The organism is Streptomyces sp. NBC_00386, from assembly GCF_036063235.1.
Lineage (GTDB): Bacteria > Actinomycetota > Actinomycetes > Streptomycetales > Streptomycetaceae > Streptomyces.
Genome location: NZ_CP107950.1, coordinates 9287311 through 9309307, shown reverse-complemented (window position 1 = coordinate 9309307; position 21997 = coordinate 9287311). Strand labels below are relative to the sequence as shown.

Annotated in this window: 17 protein-coding genes; 9 read left to right on the top strand and 8 right to left on the bottom strand. The window is 70.7% G+C overall.

Translation table 11 applies throughout. The features are described 5' to 3' along the window. Window positions 1-679: 679 nt before the first annotated feature. Window positions 680-1930, top strand: a complete 1251-nt coding sequence (locus tag OG780_RS40725; protein ID WP_443062352.1) for an alpha/beta fold hydrolase — start codon at window positions 680-682, stop codon at window positions 1928-1930. Next, a complete protein-coding gene (locus OG780_RS40720) occupies window positions 1927-3516 on the top strand; it encodes an alpha/beta fold hydrolase (RefSeq protein ID WP_328456905.1) in 1590 nt (529 codons plus the stop codon). Before OG780_RS40725 ends, OG780_RS40720 begins: the two co-directional genes overlap by 4 nt. A 124-nt stretch (window positions 3517-3640) precedes the next feature. On the opposite strand, the gene OG780_RS40715 is transcribed toward OG780_RS40720, so the two are convergent. Continuing rightward, window positions 3641-4399 (bottom strand): hypothetical protein, encoded by a 759-nt coding sequence (locus tag OG780_RS40715; protein WP_328456903.1) that lies wholly within the window; start codon window positions 4397-4399, stop codon window positions 3641-3643. A 161-nt stretch (window positions 4400-4560) separates the two neighbouring features. Further along, the gene (locus OG780_RS40710; RefSeq protein ID WP_328456901.1) at window positions 4561-5076 is read right to left on the bottom strand and encodes an AMIN-like domain-containing (lipo)protein; all 516 of its coding nucleotides are present in this window, start codon (window positions 5074-5076) and stop codon (window positions 4561-4563) included. Between the two features lie 131 nt (window positions 5077-5207). On the opposite strand from OG780_RS40710, the gene OG780_RS40705 reads away from it, so the two are divergent. Next, on the top strand, window positions 5208-5495 hold the full coding sequence (locus tag OG780_RS40705; protein WP_443062273.1) for a VOC family protein: 288 nt from the start codon (window positions 5208-5210) through the stop codon (window positions 5493-5495). 67 nt (window positions 5496-5562) lie between these two features. Here the strand turns inward: OG780_RS40705 and OG780_RS40700 are convergent, their stop codons facing one another. The 3 genes from OG780_RS40700 to OG780_RS40690 form a co-directional block, all read right to left on the bottom strand. Further along, a complete protein-coding gene (locus tag OG780_RS40700) occupies window positions 5563-6684 on the bottom strand; it encodes an ABC transporter substrate-binding protein (RefSeq protein ID WP_328456899.1) in 1122 nt (373 codons plus the stop codon). A gap of 173 nt (window positions 6685-6857) precedes the next feature. After that, a complete protein-coding gene (locus OG780_RS40695; protein WP_328456897.1) occupies window positions 6858-10058 on the bottom strand; it encodes a TIM-barrel domain-containing protein in 3201 nt (1066 codons plus the stop codon). Between the two features lie 496 nt (window positions 10059-10554). Beyond that, window positions 10555-11298, bottom strand: coding sequence for a TetR/AcrR family transcriptional regulator (locus tag OG780_RS40690; protein WP_328456895.1), 744 nt, complete (start codon window positions 11296-11298; stop codon window positions 10555-10557). Between the two features lie 126 nt (window positions 11299-11424). Between OG780_RS40690 and OG780_RS40685 the strand changes: the two genes are divergently transcribed. After that, window positions 11425-12648 (top strand): saccharopine dehydrogenase family protein, encoded by a 1224-nt coding sequence (locus OG780_RS40685; protein WP_328456892.1) that lies wholly within the window; start codon window positions 11425-11427, stop codon window positions 12646-12648. A gap of 59 nt (window positions 12649-12707) precedes the next feature. Then, window positions 12708-13316, top strand: a complete 609-nt coding sequence (gene thpR, locus OG780_RS40680) for an RNA 2',3'-cyclic phosphodiesterase (protein WP_328456890.1) — start codon at window positions 12708-12710, stop codon at window positions 13314-13316. A gap of 32 nt (window positions 13317-13348) precedes the next feature. On the opposite strand, the gene OG780_RS40675 is transcribed toward thpR, so the two are convergent. Together OG780_RS40675 and OG780_RS40670 are read right to left on the bottom strand one after the other, a co-directional pair. Further along, the gene (locus OG780_RS40675) at window positions 13349-15046 is read right to left on the bottom strand and encodes an LCP family protein (RefSeq protein ID WP_443062272.1); all 1698 of its coding nucleotides are present in this window, start codon (window positions 15044-15046) and stop codon (window positions 13349-13351) included. Between the two features lie 348 nt (window positions 15047-15394). Beyond that, on the bottom strand, window positions 15395-15844 hold the full coding sequence (locus OG780_RS40670) for an NUDIX hydrolase (RefSeq protein WP_328456886.1): 450 nt from the start codon (window positions 15842-15844) through the stop codon (window positions 15395-15397). Between the two features lie 201 nt (window positions 15845-16045). On the opposite strand from OG780_RS40670, the gene OG780_RS40665 reads away from it, so the two are divergent. The 4 genes from OG780_RS40665 (at window position 16046) to OG780_RS40650 (ending at window position 20476) form a co-directional block, all read left to right on the top strand. Continuing rightward, window positions 16046-16201 carry a DUF6131 family protein gene (locus tag OG780_RS40665; protein ID WP_328456884.1) on the top strand — a complete coding sequence of 52 codons (156 nt, stop codon included), beginning with the start codon at window positions 16046-16048 and terminating at the stop codon, window positions 16199-16201. A 525-nt stretch (window positions 16202-16726) separates the two neighbouring features. Beyond that, window positions 16727-17461: a dienelactone hydrolase family protein gene (locus tag OG780_RS40660; protein WP_328456883.1), complete on the top strand. Its 735-nt coding sequence runs from the start codon at window positions 16727-16729 to the stop codon at window positions 17459-17461. Between the two features lie 328 nt (window positions 17462-17789). Then, on the top strand, window positions 17790-18488 hold the full coding sequence (locus OG780_RS40655) for a hypothetical protein (RefSeq protein WP_328456881.1): 699 nt from the start codon (window positions 17790-17792) through the stop codon (window positions 18486-18488). Then, window positions 18485-20476 (top strand): HEAT repeat domain-containing protein, encoded by a 1992-nt coding sequence (locus OG780_RS40650; protein WP_328456879.1) that lies wholly within the window; start codon window positions 18485-18487, stop codon window positions 20474-20476. The genes OG780_RS40655 and OG780_RS40650 overlap by 4 nt, the downstream gene beginning before the upstream one ends. A gap of 330 nt (window positions 20477-20806) precedes the next feature. Here OG780_RS40650 and OG780_RS40645 read toward each other — a convergent pair whose 3' ends face one another. Next, window positions 20807-21796, bottom strand: coding sequence for a DUF6215 domain-containing protein (locus OG780_RS40645; RefSeq protein WP_328456877.1), 990 nt, complete (start codon window positions 21794-21796; stop codon window positions 20807-20809). Window positions 21797-21997 lie beyond the last annotated feature (201 nt).

The following is a 21997-nucleotide window of genomic DNA, read 5'->3' as shown; positions in this document are numbered from 1 at the left end:
CCGATCAAGGACTGCTCCGAGTGGAGCCCATGAGTGGTGGACCTCTGGCCACGCGTCCAGGCTGGCCCACGTGGTGCCCGCCCGCAGCAGGCGGTGGCGGGCGGAGCCCTGCGCCGGCGTCGCGACATCGGCGTGGCCGGGGACGTCAGAGAAACGGGATCACATGAGGGAACAGGGCATCGGAACGGGCTGTCCGCCCACCGTCGGCGGGGCGGGCGGCGAGCCCCGGAACAGCGGAGACGGCGGCAGTAGCTGCAACAGCGGGAGCGGGGACGTCGGTCACTGGAGTGGCGGGGGCGGCGGTGGCCGGCTCGTGGGCGACGTCCATCGCGGCGGCTCCGGGGCCGAACCGGTGCGGACACCGTACCGGTCCACGCGGCGGCGCTCCCGGCACGCACGCACCAGGCTGGCTGTCGTCACGGCGGGCGTGGCCCTGCTCGGTGTCCTGGCCCCGACACCTGGCCACGCCGTGACAGCATCCGAGAGCGGACCGCGGCCCGGGGCGCCCGCACGATTCGTACCCGGCCCCTGCCCGGAGACGCCCGAGCCGGTCCCGGGACGGTGCGGGTTCCTGGAGGTTCCCGAGAACCGCGCCCGCCCCGGCGGGCGGACGGTCCGGCTGGCCGTCGCGATCATCCCGGCCGTCTCGGCGAAGCCAGGCGCGGATCCGGTCGTGTTCATGAACGGCGGTCCCGGGGGTGACGCGTTCGACGACATGCCGTTCGTGATCGGCGCGGGCGTGAACCAGGACCGCGATCTGATCGTCATGACCCAGCGCGGAACGCTCTACGCGCAGCCGAACCTCGCCTGCCCGGAGATCGACCGCTTCAACGCGGAGTCCGTCGGGCTGCGCTACGACGCGGCGTCGACCGGACGGCGCCTGGTGCGCGCGACCGAACAGTGCCGGGACCGTCTCGCGGGCGAAGGCGTCGACCTGAGTGCCTACAACACCACCGAGAACGCCGCCGACTTCGCCGACCTGCGCAAGGCGCTCGGGATCCGCCGGTGGAACGTCTACGGGTACTCCTACGGCACCGACCTCGGGCTCACCTACCTCCGCCGCCACCCCCAGGGCATCCGTTCGGTGGCGATCGACTCGGTGGTACCTCCCCGGATCGTGAGTCTGCCGTGGACCTGGGACAGCGCGCAGGAAGGCATCAACACCATCTTCGCCGCCTGCGCGGCCCAGCCGGCGTGCAGGAACCGCTACCCGAACCTCTCGCGCACGTTGACCCAACAGGTCCGGCGGCTCGAGGCGCACCCCCTGACGGTGATGGCACAGCCTCCCGCGGGAGGCGCGCCGGTCAGGGTCGTCCTCGACGGAGGCGCGCTCGTCAATCTGCTCGTCGCCAACGCCGTCCCGGCCGTCGACGTACCCGCGGCGCTCGACGAACTCGCCCACGGCGATCCGGAGCGCTTCGCGCGTGCCCGCGCCGCCGGCGCCACACCCGTCATCGGCGAGTTCGCGCACGGCCTCACGCAGTCCGTGGCCTGCAGCGAGTGGGTGCCGGGCTATTCGCAGGCCGACCTGCTCGCGGCCGGCCGCCGGGCCTTCCCCGGGTGGCCCGACTCGGTGCTGGCCCAGGCACCCCAGCTCCCCTTCCAGCACGAGGCGTGCCGCGTCTGGAACGTCCCGGACCGCACCCCGGTCCAGCGGGTGACGACCGTCAGCAACGTGCCGGCGCTCGTGCTCTCAGGAACGTTCGACGCCAAGACGGGGGCCCGCTGGGGCACGTACGCGGCCCGCACGCTGTACCGCTCGACCACTGTGCGGATTCCCGGAATCGGCCACTGGGTGGTCCCCCAGTCGCCGTGCGCGGCGAGCGTCCTGACCTCGTTCCTCACGCGTCCCACCGCGCCCGACACCCGCTGTGTCGCGGGCCTGACGCCGAAACCGTTCACCATCGTCCCCGCTCTGGAGAAGTCATGACGTCCATCCGTCCGCCGCGCCGTCGCAGCAACGCGCGACGGCTCCCCGCCGCGCTGGCGGGGGTCACGGCCGGCCTCCTGGTCGCCGGTCTCGCCGCCTCCCCCGCCGAGGCCGAGTCCGGCACCACCACACCGGGCGCGGTCGCCCGGACGGCCGGCCACTCCCGCTTCGTACCGGGCCCCTGTCCACGGACCGCGGACCCCGTCCCCCCTCTGGCCGGGGCGAACTGCGGCACGCTCACCGTGCCCGAGAACCGCTCCCGCCCCCGGGGGCGGAAGATCACCCTCTCCGTCGCCATCGTGCCGGCCGCCACCCGCAGGCACGCGTCCGACCCGATCGTGTGGTTGGCCGGCGGGCCCGGCGACGACGCCGTCTCCGAGGCCCAACTGGCGGTCGACGGCGGCCTGAACCGCGACCGGGACGTCATCTTCATGTCCCAGCGCGGGACCTACTCCGCCGACCCGGTGCTCACCTGTCCGAACATCGACGAGTTCAACGCCCGCGCCGTCGGCCTGGTCTTCGACGCCCCCTCCACCGGGCGTCTGCACGTGCAGGCGACACGCGCCTGCCGCGACCGACTGGTGCGGCGCACCGCCGACCTCGGCGCCTACAACACCACCGAGAGCGCCGCCGACTACGCCGACCTACGCGTCGCCCTGGGCATCAGGCTCTGGAACGTGTTCGGCATCTCGTACGGCACTGACCTGGCCCTGACGTACATGCGCACGCACCCGCAGGGCGTCCGGTCCGTCGGCATCGACGGCGTGCTGCCGCCCTCCCTGGCCGGGGGCGCGGTGACCTGGAAGGCCGCGCGCGAGGGCTTCGACGGCCTGTTCGCGGCCTGCGCTCAGCAGCCCGCGTGCAACCAGCGCTATCCCCATCTGTCGAGGACCTTCCAGGGCCTGGTGAGCAAGCTCGAAGCCCATCCGGTCACCACCCACGTCACCGTCCCCGGACAGCCCGGACCGGTGAAGGTCGTCATCGACGGCGGCACGCTGGTGACCTGGCTGACCTCCGCCACCCACCTGGCGCCCGGAGTGCCGCGCTCCATCGACGAGTTGGCGCACGGCAACCCGCAGCGCATCGCCGAGCAGTGGGCCGGGGGCAAGCTCAGCCCGCAGGCTGTCGGCCGGGTCGCGCACGGGCTCGCCTACGGCGTCTTCTGCGGCGAGTGGACACCGTACGAGACCCAGGCCGAGGTGATCCGGGCGGGACGGCGCGTGTTCCCCACGTTCCCCCGCTCCGTCCTCGCCAACGCGCCGCAGCTCGCCTTCCTCCACGACGACTGCCGCGCCTGGAACGTCCCCGCACAACCGCGTGCCGTCCGCAGCGTCGTACGTAGTGACATCCCCACCCTGGTCATGTCGGCCGGCTTCGACGCGCAGACCGCGCCGAGCAACGGGCCCTACGTGGCGCGCACCCTGAGCCGCTCCACCACCGTCAAGATCCCGTACGTCGCCCACGTCGCGTTCGCCGAATCACCCTGCGCGCAGACGATCACCCGGTCGTTCTTCGACACGCCGACGGCACCGGACAAGTCCTGCCTCGCGGGCCTTCAGCCCCCGCGGTTCGAGATCGCGCCATAGAGCGCGACCCATCAGGTCCGGGGAGACCGGGGCGGGCGAGCAGCCGAGGACACGGCGCCCACCCGCCCCTTCTCGGCGTCCGAGCACGCGGCTCCGGACCACTCCCCTCGTGGTCCGCCGGACGTCAGGGGCGCGTGGCCGGAGCGGTACGGGTCGCCGGGGCCTGGGGGAAGTTGGCGGCTGCCACGACCTCGGGCCGGCGCACGTATCCGCCGACGCTCTCGACACGGACCACGAGCGCCAGCGGCGACGTCGTGTCGTACGCCTTGGCCAGTGCGCGGATCTCACCGCGGGCGAAGAGCTGGGTCGCGCCCGAGGTGGCCAGGAGCGCGCAGCCCGCGATCATGATCAAGCGGCTCCCCGCCGCGAAGGGATTGTGCGCCAGCACGACGACGGCGTGATCCACGAGGGTCGCCGTGTCCACGTCCGACTCGCCGTACTCCTCGCCGCTCTCCACGCCGACGATGCGGTATTCGTCGGGGAACTGCCGGAAGACGTACGGCGGGTCGAGCCGGTCGGTCATCAGCGTCCAGACGCCGTTGTGCACCGGCCCGCCGATCACGACCAGGTTCTCCTCGGCGTCCGACGCCATGGCGAAGGCCCTGGCCCGTACCGTCGCAGCCTCGTGCAACCCCAGGTCCTGGGAGAGGAACTGCCGCAGGTTCATGGCCGCGAGGGCATCGGTCTCCGGGATCTTCGGGTACGCGGACGACGGCCCGCCCGACTCCCCTACGACCATCACGACCCGGCGGTCCCGGTCCAGCCGCCACACACGCGCCGCCGGTGTCCTCGTGCGGTAGTGGTGAAGCAGGGCGCGGCCGAGCCAGCCCACGCCGAACGCCAACAGTGAGGCCACGAGGTTGACCGCCAGATCCTGCCGCACGACCGGCTCCCCCCACCCTCGTCCGCACGTCAACGAGCAGTCTGCACCACGGTGTTGGCCAGGGGGAGGAAAACAGCAGCACGGCAGGCCCGGACCCCGACAAAGGGGTCCGGGCCTGCCGTCCGAACGCTCAGCGGCGCTCTCGGCCGACGGTCCGGCAGTCAGCCGCACCGGTTGGTGTGGTTGAAGTCCAGGACCACACGCTCCGGGCTGTGCAGCTTGAACACCTTGTACGCGGGTTTGGTCTGGAACGCGGTTCCGAAGGAGACGACCCCTTCGAAGTCCCCGGTCAGGGCCAGACCCTTCAGCTTGTACAACGGGATCTTCACCAGTCGGGGGCCCTTGTACACAGACTTGCCCGCGTTGTCGTGAGCGACCGCAGGGGACAGCCTGATGGACAGGAAGTACTTGCCCGTGAGCGGGACCTTCTTCCCTGAAGGGTCGTAGCGGAGTGTGCTGACCCGGCTCACGGCGACGGACGGGGTGCCGCCCTGGACGTCGATGACGAGCCGGTCGTAGGTGCAGTGCCCGGCCCACCGGGCGTTGACGATGCGCGCGGGGGACGAAGGCGTCGCGGCTGCCTTCGGCTGGGTGACCGCGGAGGCGGGGATCGTGGCGCCGACGGCGGTGAGAACGACGCCGGCGACTATGGCTGCGCGGGATGGGTGGTGGTGCATGACGCCCCCAGTTGCTCCTGGTGAAGGGGACACACTATTTCACTAGGGAAGACATGCTCGGGGTACGAATGGTTGCACTGCCGGAGACTTGTTGTGGCGCGTTCGAGCCAGTGGCCGGATCAGGCAAGGTCATGCACGGCATGCACGGCATGCACGGCATGCTGGAGGCTCCCAACGGCTTCGTCCTCATGGGGGCCGACGCCCCGCCGGGGATGGAACGCCGTGCGGGCAACAACTTCGCCGTGAGTCCGAGCGGCGACGACGCCGGGGAGCTGAGCGGCTACTGGGCCAGGCTGTCCGCCGGCGGCAAGGTGGCGGTCCCGCTGGAGAAGCAGATGTGGGGCGACACGTTCGGCATGTGCACGGACCGGTTCGGCGTCGAGTGGACGGTCAACATCGCCGGGGCTCCGACGGCCTGATCCGTTCCGGCCCCGCCAGGGTGCCCGGCGCGGCAGTCGCCCGACCACGTCGAGCACCCCGGGCCCCTCACCCGGAGTGAAGGATCCGGAAGCGACCGGGTTCCGCCCGTACTCGCTCGACGACCTGGACCGGTGCCCATGACCACTGCCAGACACTGATGCCCGGAACACGGGAGAACCTGATCCGCCCGCGGGTCCCCTCGACGTCGACACCCGGCCAGGCCGCGGCGATCCGTGCCCGGTCCGCGCCCTGGGTTCGCAGCACATCGGCGAGGACGGTGACCGTGTCGTAGCCCTCGAAGGCGACGAAGGAGGGCGCCTGGCCCAGCCGCTCACGCAGGGCGCTCCCGACGCGCGCGCCGAGTGGGCTCAGGCGCTCCGGCAGGTAACGCAGGAACGGGACGGCGGCGCCGTCGTCGCCCGCCGACGTGGCCCATTCGGCGAACTCCGGCTGCCCGGCCGGAGCACCGATCGTGATCCCGGGCAGGCGCTGGTCTCGGCGTACCGACGTGACGATCGACACCGCGGGTTCCGGATGGCCGACCAGGAGAAGCAGTGCCGTCGCGCGATGGCGGACGAGTTCGTCGCACACGGCCGCGGGAGTCAGCGTGCGCATGTCGAGTTCGACGACGGAACCACCGTGTGCGGCGAGGCGGTTCCGCAGGATGCCGGCCCCGGACGCCCAGTAGACACTCGGTTCGGTCGCCACGGCGATACGAGTGTGGCCCGCGCCGAGGAGAAAGTCCGCGTAGATCGTCCAGCCGTGGGACTGCGCCGGGGCGAGGCGCGCGACCCAGGGCGTCGGCCGCTCGGTCAGTGTGTCGAGCACCGCCGACGAGCAGAGGAACGGCACACCGAGGGCGTCGGCCCTTGCGGCAGCGGCCCGAGCGACGACGCTGTGATACTCCCCCGCCAGGGCGGCCACGCCCAGCCCGGCCAGTTCGTCCACGGCCGCCGCGGCCTTCTGCGGATCGGCCGCGGTGTCGCGGACCAGCAGTTCGAGGGGTTTCCCGGCCATGCCGCCGGTGTCATTGACTTCGTGAACGGCCAGCTCGAGCCCGGTGAGCAGGTGTCGGCCCGCCTCGGTCCAGCCGGGCCGGGTCAGCGGTACGAGAGCACCGATCCGGACGGATGATCCGTCGGTCGGCGTCTCCCCCGGCAACACGGGCGGCGATGGTGGCGTCTTCATGCGTCGGTGTCTCCCGTGAACCTGCGCGGTGCGTCATGGGCGTCAGACCGGGCCGTCGAAGAGGGCCCGGCCTGCGGAGCGAGGCCGGACCGTCGAAGGCGGCCGGTCACGGAGCGAAGTGCTGCCGCTCCGTGACCGGAACCCGGGTCGCTCCAGGAGGCTACTTGCACCCCCTACTGAAAGGTGACGGTGATCGGGGCACGCACGCTGCGGCGCGGAAGCGTGATGGTCAGCACCTTCGAGGTGTCGTCCCAGTGGTACGCCTGCGGGGACAGGTGCACACCGGTCGCCGAGACCTTGGTGGGCGCGTGCGCCGCCATGAGTGCGATCGTCCACCGGCGGGTCCGCACCTGACCGGCGAAGGAGCCCCGCGCCGGACCGATCGACACCGTGTGACGCTCTCCCTTCTGCCGGTACCGGATCGTCGTCGTGGCGCTCCTGCCCTTGGGGGCGGTGACTCCGTCGTCCTCGTAGAGGCGCAACGATCCCGGCCGACCGGCGGCGATGCTGAGCGTGACGTCGGTCAGCGGGTTCCCGTCGTTGCCGCTCACGTCGTGGGTGCGCGTGGGCAGGATGCCGCCCGCCTTGATGAAGACCGGCATCGAGTCCAGGCCGGTGGTGACGTCCTGGATGCCTCCGCCGGTGTACGTCTCACCCGTGAAGTAGTCGGTCCACCGGCCGGGCGGGAACCATACCGGAGTGGTGGCGGAGGTGCCCGGCGTGGTCACAGGGGCGACGAGGACGTCGGAGCCGTAGAAGTACTCGCTGTCGGCGGCGGCGTACGCCTGGGGCTCGTCGGGGTACTCCAGGTAGGTGGGGCGGACGATGGGCACGCCGGTGCGGTTCGCCTCCTCGGCGAGGGTGTACGTGTAAGGCACCAGGTTCTCGCGGAGGTTGAGGAACGTGTCGGCCGACTGCCGCGCCGCGGTCCCGTACTGCCAGGGCAGCCGGTCGCTGTGATTGCTGTGCAGCCGGTCGATGGGCTGGAACGTTCCGAACTGGACCCAGCGGGCGTACAGGTCGTCGGGCAGTTTGCGTGTGGTGCGGCTCTGCCCGCCTTCGGTGTACTTCTCCGAACCGGTGAGCCCTGTCGTGTCGTTGTGCCCGCCGATGTCGTGGGTGACGGCCGCCATGCCGGTCGCGGCGGACTCCCCCGGGGTGTAGCCGACCTCCAGCTTCAGCGCGCCCCAGGTCGAGGAGGTGTCACCGGTGAAGTGGACGGTGCTGCGCTTGTCGGCCCACGGCCCGGTCGGCAGCCCCTGCTGGCCGCTGTACCCGGCCGCCTGCAACGAGCCGTAGGCCCGGGAGAGGACGAATCCTCGGCCGAGGTTCGCCGAACTGGCGGTGGCGTACGCCTGGTTGATCCACGCGTCGGGGGTGACGCCCCTCAGTGAGGACCGCGACGCGTCGCAGCACCAGTCGAGCCACCAGAAGTCGTTGCCCTGCCGGTCCATCGTCCGGTGCAGGTCCATGTACGCCTTGAGCTGGTCCGGGTCGCCGAAGTCGAAGGTGTAGCAGTTGTCCTCGACGGCGGCTCCCGAGGCGCAACCGCCCTTGGTCAGCTTGCCCTTGGCCGTGGCCTGCGCCTGGGCGAACTGGGGATCGGACGCGAGGATGCTCGGGTGCACGTTGAGCGTGTTGTGCAGCCCCTGCGAAGCCGACCAGTCGAAGAAGCCCTGGGGATCAGGGAACTTCGCGGGATCCATCTCCCAACCGCTCCAGGTGTTCACGGCTTTGAAGTCCGTGTCGGTCACCAGGACGTCCAGCGGAGTGCCTTCGGAGCGGAACGCCGGGAGGATGGTGTTCTCGTAGTCGGCCGCGGTGCGGTCGATGTACTCCGAGTACCAGACGCCGTAGGCCCATTGCGGCAGCAGTGCGGGCGGACCGGTCAGTGTGGCCAGGTCGGTGAGTCCCCGCTTGTAGTCGTGTCCGTAGCCGAAGACGTAGCCGTCCTGGTAGGGCGTGCCGCCGTGGTCGGGGCGGGGGGCCGTCTTGTGAGCCGTGGCGTCGTACACCGCTGACGTCGTGTCGTCGAGGAGGTACCAGCCGTCCTGGTTGAGCAGGCCGGGCGTGGTGGGCACGGAACTCTCGTTGCCGGTCACACCGTCGAGGCCCCGGCGGTATCCGCCGAGCGCGAGGTGCGGCGGGGGCGCGGCCGTACCGGGGGCGGCCACCGAGACGGTGTCCGCGTTGATGTGACAGCTTGCCGCGTCGGGGCAGCCGAGGGTGATGTCGTTGGTGCCCGCGGTGAGGGTGACGGGGAGCGCGGCGGTCTGCCAGTCGTCCCAGCCCTTCGTCGTGGGGAACGACAAGGTGTCGCCGGCTCCGGCGGCGGACACGGAGGCGGTGCGCCGCTGGTGGAGGCCGTCGCCGCCGACGCCGTTGGCGTACCGCACCCGGAGGGTGTAGACGCCGTCGGCGGGCACGCCGACCACGTGGGTCGTCAGACTCGATCCTTGGTGGAGGTCGCCGACGAAGCCGCCGCCCGCGTATCCCTTGTGATCGGTGGCGCCGACCGCCGCGCCGCCGATGCGTCCGGCTTCCGCCTCACAGCTCGCGCCGTACGCGCAGTCCATGATCGCGGTGCTGGAGACGGGCGGGTAGGTGTCGCCGGGCCGGACGAGCGCGACGCTGTCGACATTGACATCGCCGGAGTCCGAGGCGGTCCGGGTCAGGGCGAGGGTGTGATGGCCCGCGCCGAGCCGGACGCTTGCCGAAGCGGTGTTCCAGGTGTCCCAGTTCGCCGTGACCGGCAAGGACATCGTCTGCTGTGCGCCGCCGTCCACGCTGAGCGTCAAGGTGCGGGTGCGGGTCTGGCCGTCACCGCCGAGGGAGTTCGCGTAGCGCAGGTCGAACCGATACGCCCCGCCGTCCTTGACATCGATGTCAGCGGATGCCGAACTGCCTGCACTCTCGAATCCCGCGGCGAACCCGCTCCCGGTGTGGCCGCCGTGGTCGGAGGCGACGGAGAGCCCGTCGAGACGAAGACTCTCGGCCTCGCACAGGGTCCCGAGCGCGCAGGTCAGACGCTGCCAGGGAGCGGAGGCCACGGGAGTGCCGCCCGCCGTCGACCGCAGGGAGAAGTTCTGGGCGTCGAAGGGACCCGAGCCGACCTTGTAGCGCAGGCTCATCGCGCTCGTCTCGATGGTGAGCCAGCCGTTGGACGTCGTCGCGCTGTACGCGGCCGGCTCGAACCCTTCGCGGCCGATCGCGTTGAACGTCGGTTCGTCGGTGAACTTCTGGTCACCCGCGTATTCGGTACGGATCAGGGTGGGCGAGAGGATCTCGAAGCGGGCGTTGCCCGAGGAGACGGCCGGGATGCGCCGAGTGTGCGCAGCACCGGCTGACGGTAAGTCGGCACCTGTCAGCGTCATGGCGGCGGACACGGCGAGGACGGCTGCGACGCTTGCCCGCCCTCGTACGCATCTCAGCCGTCGCCTCTTCGACGCCTTTGCCGTCTTCGACGTCATTGAGGTCTTTGATGTCCTTGCCGCGGTCTTCATACGCACATCCGTTCTGCTCTCAGCAGGAAGACATGTCCCCCTGTGCCGGTCGAGATCCGGAGTTGCCTGACCGCTCGTGGGCAGTGGCCGAGCTGCGGCGTCCTCCGAAAGTGCGGCGGTGCAGCGGTGCGAGGTGCAAGGTGACACGGGTCTTCGGCCCGTGCCCGAAGAAACCGGCCAGTGCTCGAACAGACCGGCCCGCACCCGAAGCGATCAACCTGGGAATCAGAGCATGTCGACTCTCGCGGTGTCCATATGCCCGACCGCATCCGGACTCGGCCCGATGACATGGCCGAACCCGACCTCTCCCGCCCCCGTGACGAAACCCATGGGCGTTGGCATAAGACCGTTGGTATAAGAGCCCGCGTCAGGGTTTCCGTGTCTTCGCGGGATCGGGGTAGCGCCGGGCGCTTGCCCAGGCGAGCTGCTCGGCCGCGCTGTTCAGCAGGGTGTCGAGGACGACGGGGTAGGCACTGTGGGTCATCCGTCCGGCCAGGAGCCGTGCCGTGGCCGCGATATGCGGGTGGGTGCCCGCGGGCAGCTCGGCGTATGTGGACTGCCACATCTCCTCGTCCGCCGCGCGGGCCTCGTCCGTCAGCGCCAGCGACCCGGCGTCCAGGGCGGCGAAGGCGAGAGTGAGGTCGATGAACGCGTGGTAGACGACGACCGCGTCCACGTCCGGGAAGCCCGCGCCGCGCAGGATGCCCAGGATCGTCTCGTCCACCGCGATCTCGCGCGGCCGGCCGGTGACCCGGCTGGCGGTCAGCACGGCGGCCTGGGGATGCGCGAGATAGGAGGCGTGAATGGCCTGGCCGAGCGCCCGCAGGTCGGCCCGCCACTCTCCGGTGGCCGTCCAGACGTCCAGCGCCCGCCCCATCAGCTCCTCGCCGATGGCCCTGGTCAGGTCGTCGAGACCGGCGAAGTAGCGGTAGAGGGTGCTGGGGTCGGCGCCGAGGGCGGTGCCGAGCCTGCGTGCCGTCAGCCCGGTGCTGCCGTGCTCGCGCAGCATCCGCAACGCCGTCCGCACGATCAGCTTCTCGGACAGCACCGTGCCCTGCCGGGTCGGCCGGCGTCTGCGCCGTTCCGTCTCCGGCACCACCTGTTTCGCCATGCCGACCCTCCCTGCTCACCGTGCGGCGACAGTCCTTATGCCAACATGATTGACCTTAACCGAAGGCATCCCGTTGCATCTGTCCAGCCCGGAGACATTCGTCCCCGGCGACGAAAGGTGTGTGACATGCGAGTACTTCTCGTGGGCGCGGGCGGCGTGGGCACAGCCGTCACCCGGATCGCGGCCCGTCGCGGCTTCGTGACCCACATGGTGGTCGCGGACTACGACCTCGCCCGCGCCGAGGCGGCCGTGGCGGCGATCGAGGAGCACGGGCACCGGTTCAGCGCGAGGCGCCTGGACGCCTCCGACGAGGACGCGGTACGCCGGGCGCTCACCGAGGAGAGGTGCGACGCGCTTCTCAACGCGACCGATCCACGGTTCGTGATGCCGCTGTTCAACGCGGCCCGTGCCGCGGGCACCCACTACCTCGACATGGCGATGTCCCTGTCCGCGCCGCACGCCACCCACCCTTACGAGCAGTGCGGGGTCAAGCTCGGCGACGCGCAGTTCGAACAGGCCGATTCCTGGGAGCGTTCCGGACGACTGGCCCTCGTCGGCATGGGCGTGGAGCCTGGTCTGTCGGACGTCTTCGCCCGGTACGCGGCCGACGAACTCTTCGACGAGATCGAGGAGATCGGTGTCCGCGACGGCGCCGACCTGACGGTCGAGGGCTACGACTTCGCCCCGTCCTTCAGCATCTGGACGACCATCGAGGAGTGCCTCAATCCCCCGGTGGTCTACGAGAAGGACCGCGGCTGGTTCACCACCGCCCCCTTCAGCGAACCCGAGGTCTTCGACTTCCCCGAGGGCATCGGTCCGGTGGAGTGCGTCAACGTCGAGCACGAGGAGGTCCTGCTCATCCCCCGCTGGGTCGACGCCCGCCGGGTGACGTTCAAGTACGGCCTCGGCGACGACTTCATCGCCAAGCTGAAGACCCTCCACGAGCTGGGCCTCGACTCCACCAGGAAGGTCACCGTCCCTTCGGAGAACGGGCCGGTGGAGGTCTCCCCGCGCGATGTGGTCGCCGCCTGTCTGCCCGACCCGGCCACACTGGGCGACCGCATGACCGGCAAGACCTGTGCGGGCACCTGGATCAAGGGAACGAAGGACGGCTCGGCTCGCGAGGTGTACCTCTATCACGTGGTCGACAATCAGTGGTCGATGCGTGAGTACGGGTCTCAGGCGGTGGTGTGGCAGACGGCGGTCAATCCTGTCATCGCCCTCGAACTCATCGCGGGCGGAGCCTGGTCGGCGAGCGGTGTCCTCGGCCCGGAGGCTCTGCCGCCCCGCCCCTTCCTCGACCTGCTCAACGAGTACGGCTCGCCGTGGGGCCTGCGCGAGGAGATCTGAGACACCGGGCGTGGCCCATGGCCCACGGCGAGGGCGTCGTCACCGGCGGAAGGTGCGGTATGAAGTCTGCTGTGCACGATCAGACGCGACCCGCGACCGTTCGGGTGTTCATCGCCCTCGCCCCGCCCGACCCCGCGAAGGAAGAACTGGCCCGGGAACTGCGCCCCGCCTACGGCACCCACCCTCACCTGCGGTGGAACCGTATCGAGGACTGGCACATCACCCTGGCGTTCCTGGGGGAGCTGCCGGTCGGGACGGTTCCTCTCCTGCGACCGCCGCTCGCCGACCTCGCGGCGGGCCGCCGGTCACCCTCGCTGGCCCTGCGCGGCGGCGGCCACTTCGACGACCGTGTGCTGTGGAGCGGAATCGACGGAGACCTCGACGAACTGCACGCCCTCGCCATGGATGTGCGTACCACCGTCAAGGACTGCGGAGTCGTCCTCGAGGAACGGCCCTTCCGTCCGCATCTGACGCTGGCCCGCGCCCGCAGGGGAGACCGGTCCTCGGCGGGCGAGATCGCCCAGGGGCTCGCCGGGTTCACCGGTCGCCGGTGGCCCGCCGAACGGCTGCACCTGGTCGGCAGCAACGTCGGCCGCAGCAGCGGACCGATCCATTACCGCGACATCGAGGCGTGGCCCCTCGGCGACGGGCGCTCCCCCGGTTCCTGAGTCGCCGGCCGGGCCGCTTCACACGGGCCGCATCACTCGTCGGAGTCCGGCTTGTTCCGCGCCGCCGCGTAGGCCTGTGCCGGAGTCATGGGGACTCCGTTGAGGCTGACCGTCTTGTAGGGGCTGACGTCGGCGCATTTCTTGGCCTCGGCGGTGGAGGCGTGGGCGTCGGCGACCGCGGTCTTCCTGTCGGCCGGGGCGGACGACGAGCCGCCGGGGTAGGTGCTGCCGCTGGACCAGTCGCTGCCGACCACCAGGACCAGACCCGGGCCGGTGCCCTGCTTCAGATGCGAGGCGGACAGCCCCAGGGCCTTGGCGGCCGTCAGTGCCTCGCCCTTCTGTCCGGTGCCGTAGGTGAGCGTCGTGGTGGGGGCCGAGGCCGGGGCGTTGGCCGTGGTCGTCCTCGGGCTGAAGCCCTTCCCGGTGAGAGCGGCCGCGACCACGGAGGCGCGGCCGGTGATCCCGGTGCCGTTCTCCACCGTCACGGCGACCTCGGAGGCGGGTACGGCCGGTGTGGTGTCGGTGGGCTTCGCGGTCGCGGCGGCCGCCGCGGACTTCTTGCCCGATCCGGTGGTCAGCGACTTGTCGTCGGCGATCGTCGCGAACAGGCTCTTCGCGCCCGCGCCCACCACCACACGGTTGCGGTCGGCGGGGTCGGGTGCCGTCTGCATCGTCGTGAAGGTCATCCGCTTGGTCGGAACCTTGTCCAGGTCGGACGCGAGCCCGATGAGCTTCTTCACGCTGCCCAGGCCTTCGTCCACGGTCAGGGCCTTGGTGGCGGCGTCCGCGAGGTGGTACACGGCGCTGGGGTCGGTGAGGGTGCCCGCGCTCTTGAACTTGCGGATCATCGCGCTGAGGAAGATGTGCTGGGAAACAGTGCGGCCCAGGTCGCTGCCGTCGCCGAAGCCGTGCCGGGAACGGACGAACTGCAGCGCCGCCTCGCCCTTGAGCGTGTGGCTGCCCCCGGACAGTTTCAGGTGCGAGTAGGTGTCGTACACGTCGTCGTTGACACACACGGAGACGCCGCCGACGGCGTCGGACATCTTGACCACGCCGGAGAAGTCGAGTTTGACGAAGTGGCTGATCGGGATGCCGGTGAGCTGGTGAACCGTCGCCACCTGGCAGGCCGGGCCGTACTGCAGAGCGCTGTTGATCTGGCCGTAGTAGCCGGCCGTCGACTTTCCGGTCTCACTGTCCTTGCAGGCGGGGACACGGGTCATGGTGTCGCGCGGGATGCTCATCACGGTGGCGTTGGATCGGTCGGCGGACACGTGCACCACCATCTGCACATCGGCGTTGCTGCCGGTCTGCACCCCGGTCCGGGCGCAGCCGCCGCCGAGCTTGCAGTCCGCCTTGCTGGTACGGCCGTCCGAGCCCATCACCAGGATGTCGATCGGGGTGCGACCGAAGGCGTCCGCCTTCTCCGCGCCGCCCTTGCCGTCCAGGGGGAGGGTGTCGATGTTGCCGTTCAGGTGCTCGTAGAACCACCAGCCGACCCCGGCCGTGCCCAGCACCAGGAGTGCGACACATATCCCGGCGGTCCTCAGCACCCGCCTGCCGCGCCCCGCCCGGCGCGTCCGTCTGCCGCCGTGCGAGCCGGAGGCCGTTCTGGATGCGAACCGGTCGCCCGGAAGGCCGGTTCCGTCGGGCTGCGACGTGCCTTGCCCGGGAACCCGCGACGTTCGGTTGCGTGTCGCCTGGCCGCCCGAGCCGTCCCAGGGGTCGCTCATCTCCCACTCCCATGAACACTCGGGCCCGTCGGCTCCGGCCATCAGGAGTTACGGCCGAGCGTGAACTGCGGTCTACGGGCGGATGAAGCGCGCGTCTGTCCGGGTTGCGTAGTTGCGCAATCTAACAAATCGACGGCCGGGTCAGCCGCGATCCTCTCGCGATGCGCAGGTGAGGCATCTCATGGCACCGGTGGGGCAGTTGATGGAACCGTCTCCTCAAGGGAGACGTCCGCCCGAGCCGTTCCGTTCCGCGGGTGCCCCGGTTTTGGACCCGGCTCCCCCAATCCCTCGTACGTCACCGACGCACCCGTGCGCCGATCCGGCTGCGTTCCCGGCTCCCGGGAGTCGTCAGAGTCCGTGCAGGCCGGCCGACAGCAGCGGCCATGTGGCCGCGAATCCGGGGTGCAGACGAAGCGAGTCGATCTCCACGGGGGCGCACCACCGGTAGGCGGCGCCTTCGCCGTCGCCACGACGCGGGGAGAACGACTCGGTGACCTCCGCGACGACGGTGTGGTAGGCCCAGCCGCCGTGATCGTCGACGAAGGTGTGGATCCGACGGAGTGCGGGAACACCGCCGAGTTCCTCCGCGAACTCCCGGCGGGCCCCGTCCCAGGGGCTTTCACCCGCGTGCAGCGCGCCACCCGGAGTGCTCCAGGTGCGGCCGTGATGGACCCGCCAGGAGCGACGCTGGAGCAGGAACCGGCCGTCCTGGCGCAGGAGCAGTCCCGCCGCGCCGTGGGGGCCCCAATGACGGCATCCACGCCGGTCCCTGACATATCCGCGACCGCTGTCGGCCATGCTGCCTCCCTTGCTCCGCAGGATGCGACGCGCCTTCATTGTCTGCGGACCTACGGCCTGCCGATGACAGTCGCGGGAGAGAACGGCGAGCGTGCGGGCCGACGAGCGGCTGACACCCATCCCGTGTTTGCCTCGCACGACGCAGGAAACCCGGCGGAAGAAGGGACGCCCGCAGACGACGTCCCACCACCGGAGGACGCCATGATCATCCTCGGAGTCATCCTGCTTGTCATCGGCCTCATCGCCGGTATCGGAATCCTGTGGACCATCGGGATCATCCTGGTCGCTGTCGGTGTCCTGCTGTGGATCCTGGGAGCGGTCGGCCGCGAGGTCGGTGGGCGACGCCATTACTACTAGGTCGCGTGACCGCAGGTCGCCTGACCGGAGGTTCGGCACGCCATCGGGCGTGAGTAGCCGCGGTACGGAAGGGAGCGGGTGGAGGAGATCTCCGCGTTCGCGAGCCTACGAACATGGCCGAACCGGACCGGAAGAGTGGCTCCGGTTTCGGCCACGTCCGGAGCGTTCGGCAAGGGAGTGTTTCGAAGTGCGGTGACTCGACCGTGCAGCCGCAGGACGGGTATCCCTGTCACGGGCAGCGCGTCGACCGGGTTCAGGATCCCGAGATGTCGACCGAGATCATTCTCGCGACCAGCACTGTCTCCTGATGGGCTGGCATCGGCTTCATCCGGTGGACTACGTTGTGCAGCCATGACTACCGGGACGGCATTGCGCCACACACGGTTCGGTGACCCGGTGCTCTCCTGAGCGCCGTACGGGCCGGTGTCGGCCCGCTGTTGGACCGAAGATCTTGCCCTGCTGCGCGGGCCCCGCCTCCATCGTGTTGACCACAGACTCGGCACGTCAACCACGACAGGAGAGTTCATGCCCACCAAGACGCTGCAGATTCCCACCGCGGACGGACAGGCCGACGCGTTGGCCACCTTCCCCGACGGTGGCGGGCGGCACCCGGGGGTGCTGATGTACGCGGACGCCTTCGGGATTCGGCCCGTGCTGCGGGAGATGGCCCGCGAACTGGCCGGGCACGGGTACTACGTACTCGTCCCCAACTTCTTCTACAGGCACGGCCCCACACCGGTGATCGAACTTCCCGAGCACATCGGAGAAGAGGTCCGGCCCACGCTCTTCCCCCAGCTGATGCCCATGATCGAGGCGCACACCACAGAACGTGTCCTGAGCGACGCCGACTCCTATCTCGAGTTCCTCACCGCTCAGCCCGAGGTCGGCGCCGGACCGGTCGCGGTGACCGGTTACTGCATCGGCGGCCTCCTGGCGACGCGCACCGCCGCGGCCCACCCCGGCCAGGTAGCCGCCCTCGCCGCATTCCACGGCCCGGTGGGAGCCGACGGCCCCGACAGCCTCTCCAAACTCACCGCCGAGGTCCACTTCGGCCACGCCGAGAGCGACTTGACGCCCGAGGCCCTCGACGAGCTCAACCAGGCCCTGGACACGGCGGGCGTCGGCTACACCTCCGAGATCTACCCCGGCACCATCCACGGCTTCACCATGTCCGACACCGATGCCTTCAGCCCCGCCGCACTGCAGCTTCACTGGGACCGCCTGCTGCCCCTTCTCGGCCGCACCCTGACCAGGAGCTGAGGCTCCGGCCCGGAAGTCAGGCCCGAAGTACACGTCTCCGGAGTCCTGGCGACGTTTCGGAGTCGGTGGAGGGCGAGCGACGCCCGCCCTCCACCGAGGGGTCCTTCAGGCAGAGCCGGCCGCGATCGTTGATGGAACCAGGCTGCGGACGTCCCCTGCACTCGGTGATCCACAGGGCCGGGTGATCGGGGAACCCGAACCGTGGCCGGACATTCTCGACGTAGTCGGCGACCGCATCGACGGCCCAGTCGGATGCGTCATCGCGCGACGGCCCACCACCCCGTCCTCCGGTACGAGCCCGAGCCGCGTCCTGACATGATCCGGTGGTATGACCGCGATACCTTCCGACGATCTTGCCGCCGCTTTCGCACGTCTGGGTGGTGAGGACGACAGACAGGTCTGGAGCGAGTTGTGGGACGACTTGTGCCATCAGGGGTACGTCGGCAGCGGCAGCTCCGTCGCCCTCCCCGACCTGGCCGAGATCGCGGACGGCCGCGCCCCCGGCGAACCGGACGAAGCCGTCGAACTGGCGGGCCTCATCGCGTCGGCGGCCGACGACGAGCACAGCGCGCGCTACGCCGAAGAACTCGCCGTCCTCCTCCCGGTGGCCCGCCGCCTGCTGGACGCGGCGCGCGGGTCCGCCGTGGCGTTCGTGGACCTCCTCCAGTGCGTCCTGGCCTTCGAGGGGGAACGGGTCTGGAGCACGGGGCTGTTGGAAGGCCTGTACCAGCACGAGTACGAGATCGAGTGCCCGAAGTGCACGTGGGAACTGTTCATCGCCTTCGGCGACCGGGGCACCTTCGCCTCGGCCGGCGACTACGTGACGTCCGACCCGGCCAAGGCGGCCCTGCTGCCCGCCGATCCGGCCGCCCTCGCTCCCTTCCCCACGCGCCTGCACCGCACCGCGGCACAGACCGGACACGAGGACATCGCACGCGGCATCACGTACCTCTTCGGCCGGGCCACCTGCCCGGACTGCGGTGACGTCTTCCCCGTCGAGGACCAGGTCGAGGCGAGCCGGATATGAGTGAGGCGCCCGCGCGGATCGAAGCCGTGGACTGGACAGCCCTCAGGCACGCCTACGGGACGGCCGAGGACGTGCCCGCCATGCTGCGGGACCTCCGGCGGCCGGAGGCGGCCGCCGAAGCCGCCGACGATCTGCTGACGCACGTCCATCATCAGGGCGGTGGAGTCTATTCGTCGGCACCCGCCGTGCTGCCCCACGTGCTCGCGGCCGCCGCGGACCCGGCCGTCGCCGCGGGCGTCCGCGGCGATCTCCTCCACCTCGTACAATCCCTGGCCCACTCGGGAAACACCGCACAAGCCCGCTTCGTCACCTCCGACTGGCCCGAGGCGTGGGACCTGGCGGTCACGGACCTGCTGCCACTGCTCGACGACCCGGTGGCGGAGCACCGTACGGCCGTCGCGCACTGTCTGGCCGAGGCCAGGCGGCGGGCCGACGAGGTGATCGCCGCGCTGCGGGCACGCTGGGACGTCGAGTCCGCGCCACGGACTCGGCTCCAGCTCATCGACTCGGTCGGCTCACTGGCCGCCCACACCGGTGAACAGCGCGGCACCTCCGTCGACTGGCTGCGGGCGCAGATGAACGGCACCGAGCCCTCCGTACGGCTGACGGCCGTGCAGGCCCTGCGCCGCGCGCTCCCGGGGCAGGCCGACAGCGACTGCGGACGGACCGTGTCCGACGTGCTGTCCAACAGCGAACCGGCCACGTGGCGACCGGAAGGCGCGACCACGGGGACCGTCGTCTGGGCGGCCGGCCTGCTGGGAGACGACCGGACCGCCCTGACCGACGCGACCCGCGAACTGCTCGCCCACCGGGACCCCGTGGTGCGCGCGGGAGCGCTGCGGGTGGCGGCCCAGTCGCTCAGCAGCCGGCGCTCCGCCGTCGCCGACCTGCTGCCGGCCGTGGCCCGCCGCCTCGGCGATCCCGAACCCGACAACCGGCTCTTCGCCGCCCGGGTCCTCGGCATGTGCGGGCGCGCCGCCCGCCCCTGGGCGGACGCGCTGGCGGCCATGAGCACGGACGCGGGCGAACCGCATCCGCCCACCCGGTCCCACGCGCTCTGGGCGCTGTCGCGACTCGGTGACGCGCGGTGCGTCCCGCCCCTGGTGCGGCGCCTGACCGAAGAACGACACGGGTTCGCCTCCCACTCGTCCCACGCCGACGGCTGGTGGACGTACGAGCTGAGCCTGAACGAGGTCGCCGCGGATCTCGGCGCCCACGCGGACGTGCTGCTGCCTCCGCTGCGGGCCCGTCTCCCCGCCGCCTCCAGTCTCGACGAACGCCGTTCGCTCTGCCGGTTGCTGACGTCGTGGGGTGCCTCGGCCGCCCCCGCGATCCCGGAACTTCTCGCGCTCCTGGACACCGACGCCGCGGTCTGGGCGCTGGACGCCCTCGCCGCGATCGGGCCGGAGGCGTCGAAGGCCGTATCTCCTGAGCGACTGCGCGCCCTTCTCGACGCCCCGCCGGCGGACCAGCCCTTCGCACCACGCAGCCTGGCCCTCGCCTACGGGCGGCTGACCGGCGACCGCGAGCCCGCACTGCGACTGCTCCTTCCCCGGCTCGGCGAGCCGTACGGCCAGGAAAGCGCCGCCACGCTGCTGGCGGAACTGGGCCCGGCGGCAGTCCCGTACGTCGGACAGTTGCGTGAGCTCCTGACCCGGCACGCGCAGGGCTGGCTGCCGCTGCGCGCCGGTGAGGCACTGTGGCGGATCACCGGCCGGACCGACGAGGTGGTCCCTGCCCTCGTCCGGGCCATCACCCCGTTCGCCGAACGGGGCGGCGCCTATCCGGCGGTCATCGAAACAGTGCGGCTGCTGGCGGAGATGGGCGCGGACGCGGCTCCCGCGCGCCCCGTCCTCAAGATCTTCCTCGACGCCGACGAACGGCCCGTGAGACACGGCACCTGGCGCTCCGTCCCGGAGGACGACGCACTGTGCGAGGCCGCACGCACGGCACTGCTCGCCGCCTCGGCACCGGGTGGTGCCGTCTGACAGCACCAGGGCAGCCGGGCCCCTTGTCGCCCGGCACCGGCACGGACCAGTCCCCGACCGGCCCCGGACAGCGAGAAACCCTGTCCCGCACACCGCGGAACAGGGTTTCGACAGAGCGCCGGGCAGGCCTTGCACCTGCATTTCCCCGCAGGAAGCGGGGCGTCTTTCCTTGGACCACCGACGCATCACCAACCGGAGTGACTTCCTCCGACCGGCTCTGGCGAAATAGTAGCGCACACATGTATGGGCGATGTCCTGCCCACCCATGAGCATGGAGACCGGCCGCACCTCCTGCCGCCGGCCACTGGGGAGCTCCGGGCGTCTCACCGATCAGCGTTCACGGATCGCCGGAAGTACCTTGTCGGCGATGGCGAGGAGAGCGCTGTCGTCGGGGAGCGCTCCGGACTCGCTCCACACGGTGATGTCGCAGTAGCCGCCCCGGTCCTTGCGGTCGAGGGCCACGGTCAGGGTCCTGGCCAGGGGACCCCGTTCGACCGGACCGCCGGTACTGCCGCTCCCACCACTGATCCGAATCTGCATGGTGTAGTCCGACGAGAAGACCGCGGGCCGGCCGAGAACCGTGAGGGGCTTGATGTTCTGCTCGGTCCCGTACTTCATCAGCTTCACGTACTGGCCGGTCGTCAGATGGTTGTACGTGGCCGAGACATTCACGGTGTACGTGTCGAACTCGACCTCGGCCTCCGGCGCGGCCACCTTGCCGTCGGTCAGGGGAGCGGTGTTGTTGGTGCCGGAAACACTGGTCGCGGTCTCCGTCGGCGTTCCGAGCAGCTTGGCCAGGTCCGGTCGGTTGAGCGCCTTGCACAGCTCTTCACCGGTGACGGTCCTGGGCGTCTTCTTGTAGACCCTCGGCAGCTCCTCCTGCTCCGCGCCCGGACACGAGACGGCCTGCGGGGTGCTGACGTCGGACGGCATCACGCGGGGGCCCAGCCACAGCGCGGCCCCGAGCGCCCCGAACAAGGCTATGGCCGCGACGGCCTGGCCCCACGCGTTGTGGTCCTTCCGCGGAGTGACCGGGCCAGGGCGCGGCCCGACCGCGATCCGGTCGGGGGCGTCGGCAGCGACCGCCACCCCGGCCGCGGGGACCGCCGGAGTGGGAGTCCGGCGGGCACGCAGGGCCCGGACCACCTCGTGGACGCGTAGTGCGGTGAACACGAGGAACACCGCACCGATACCGGCCGGGACCAGTTCCTGATCGCGGATGGCGAGATACATGATGCGTACGCCGAAAACCGACCCGACCACGATGAGCAGAGGCTCACGGACCCAGAACGGCAGGAGACGCAGGACGAAACCGAGCATCCGACGATCTCACCACACCAAGATCACAATCACCGTGGTGGAAGCCACAGTTCCGGGCACGTGCAGCGAATTGGTGCGGCGACATCGCCTGGATCACCTCAACTGGCTTACCACACACCGGGGCCGGCGCACCCGTCAGACGAACGCCGCGCGAGGGCTGACCGGCACGCGTCAAGCGGTAGGGTGCAGAGCCTTCCCGCG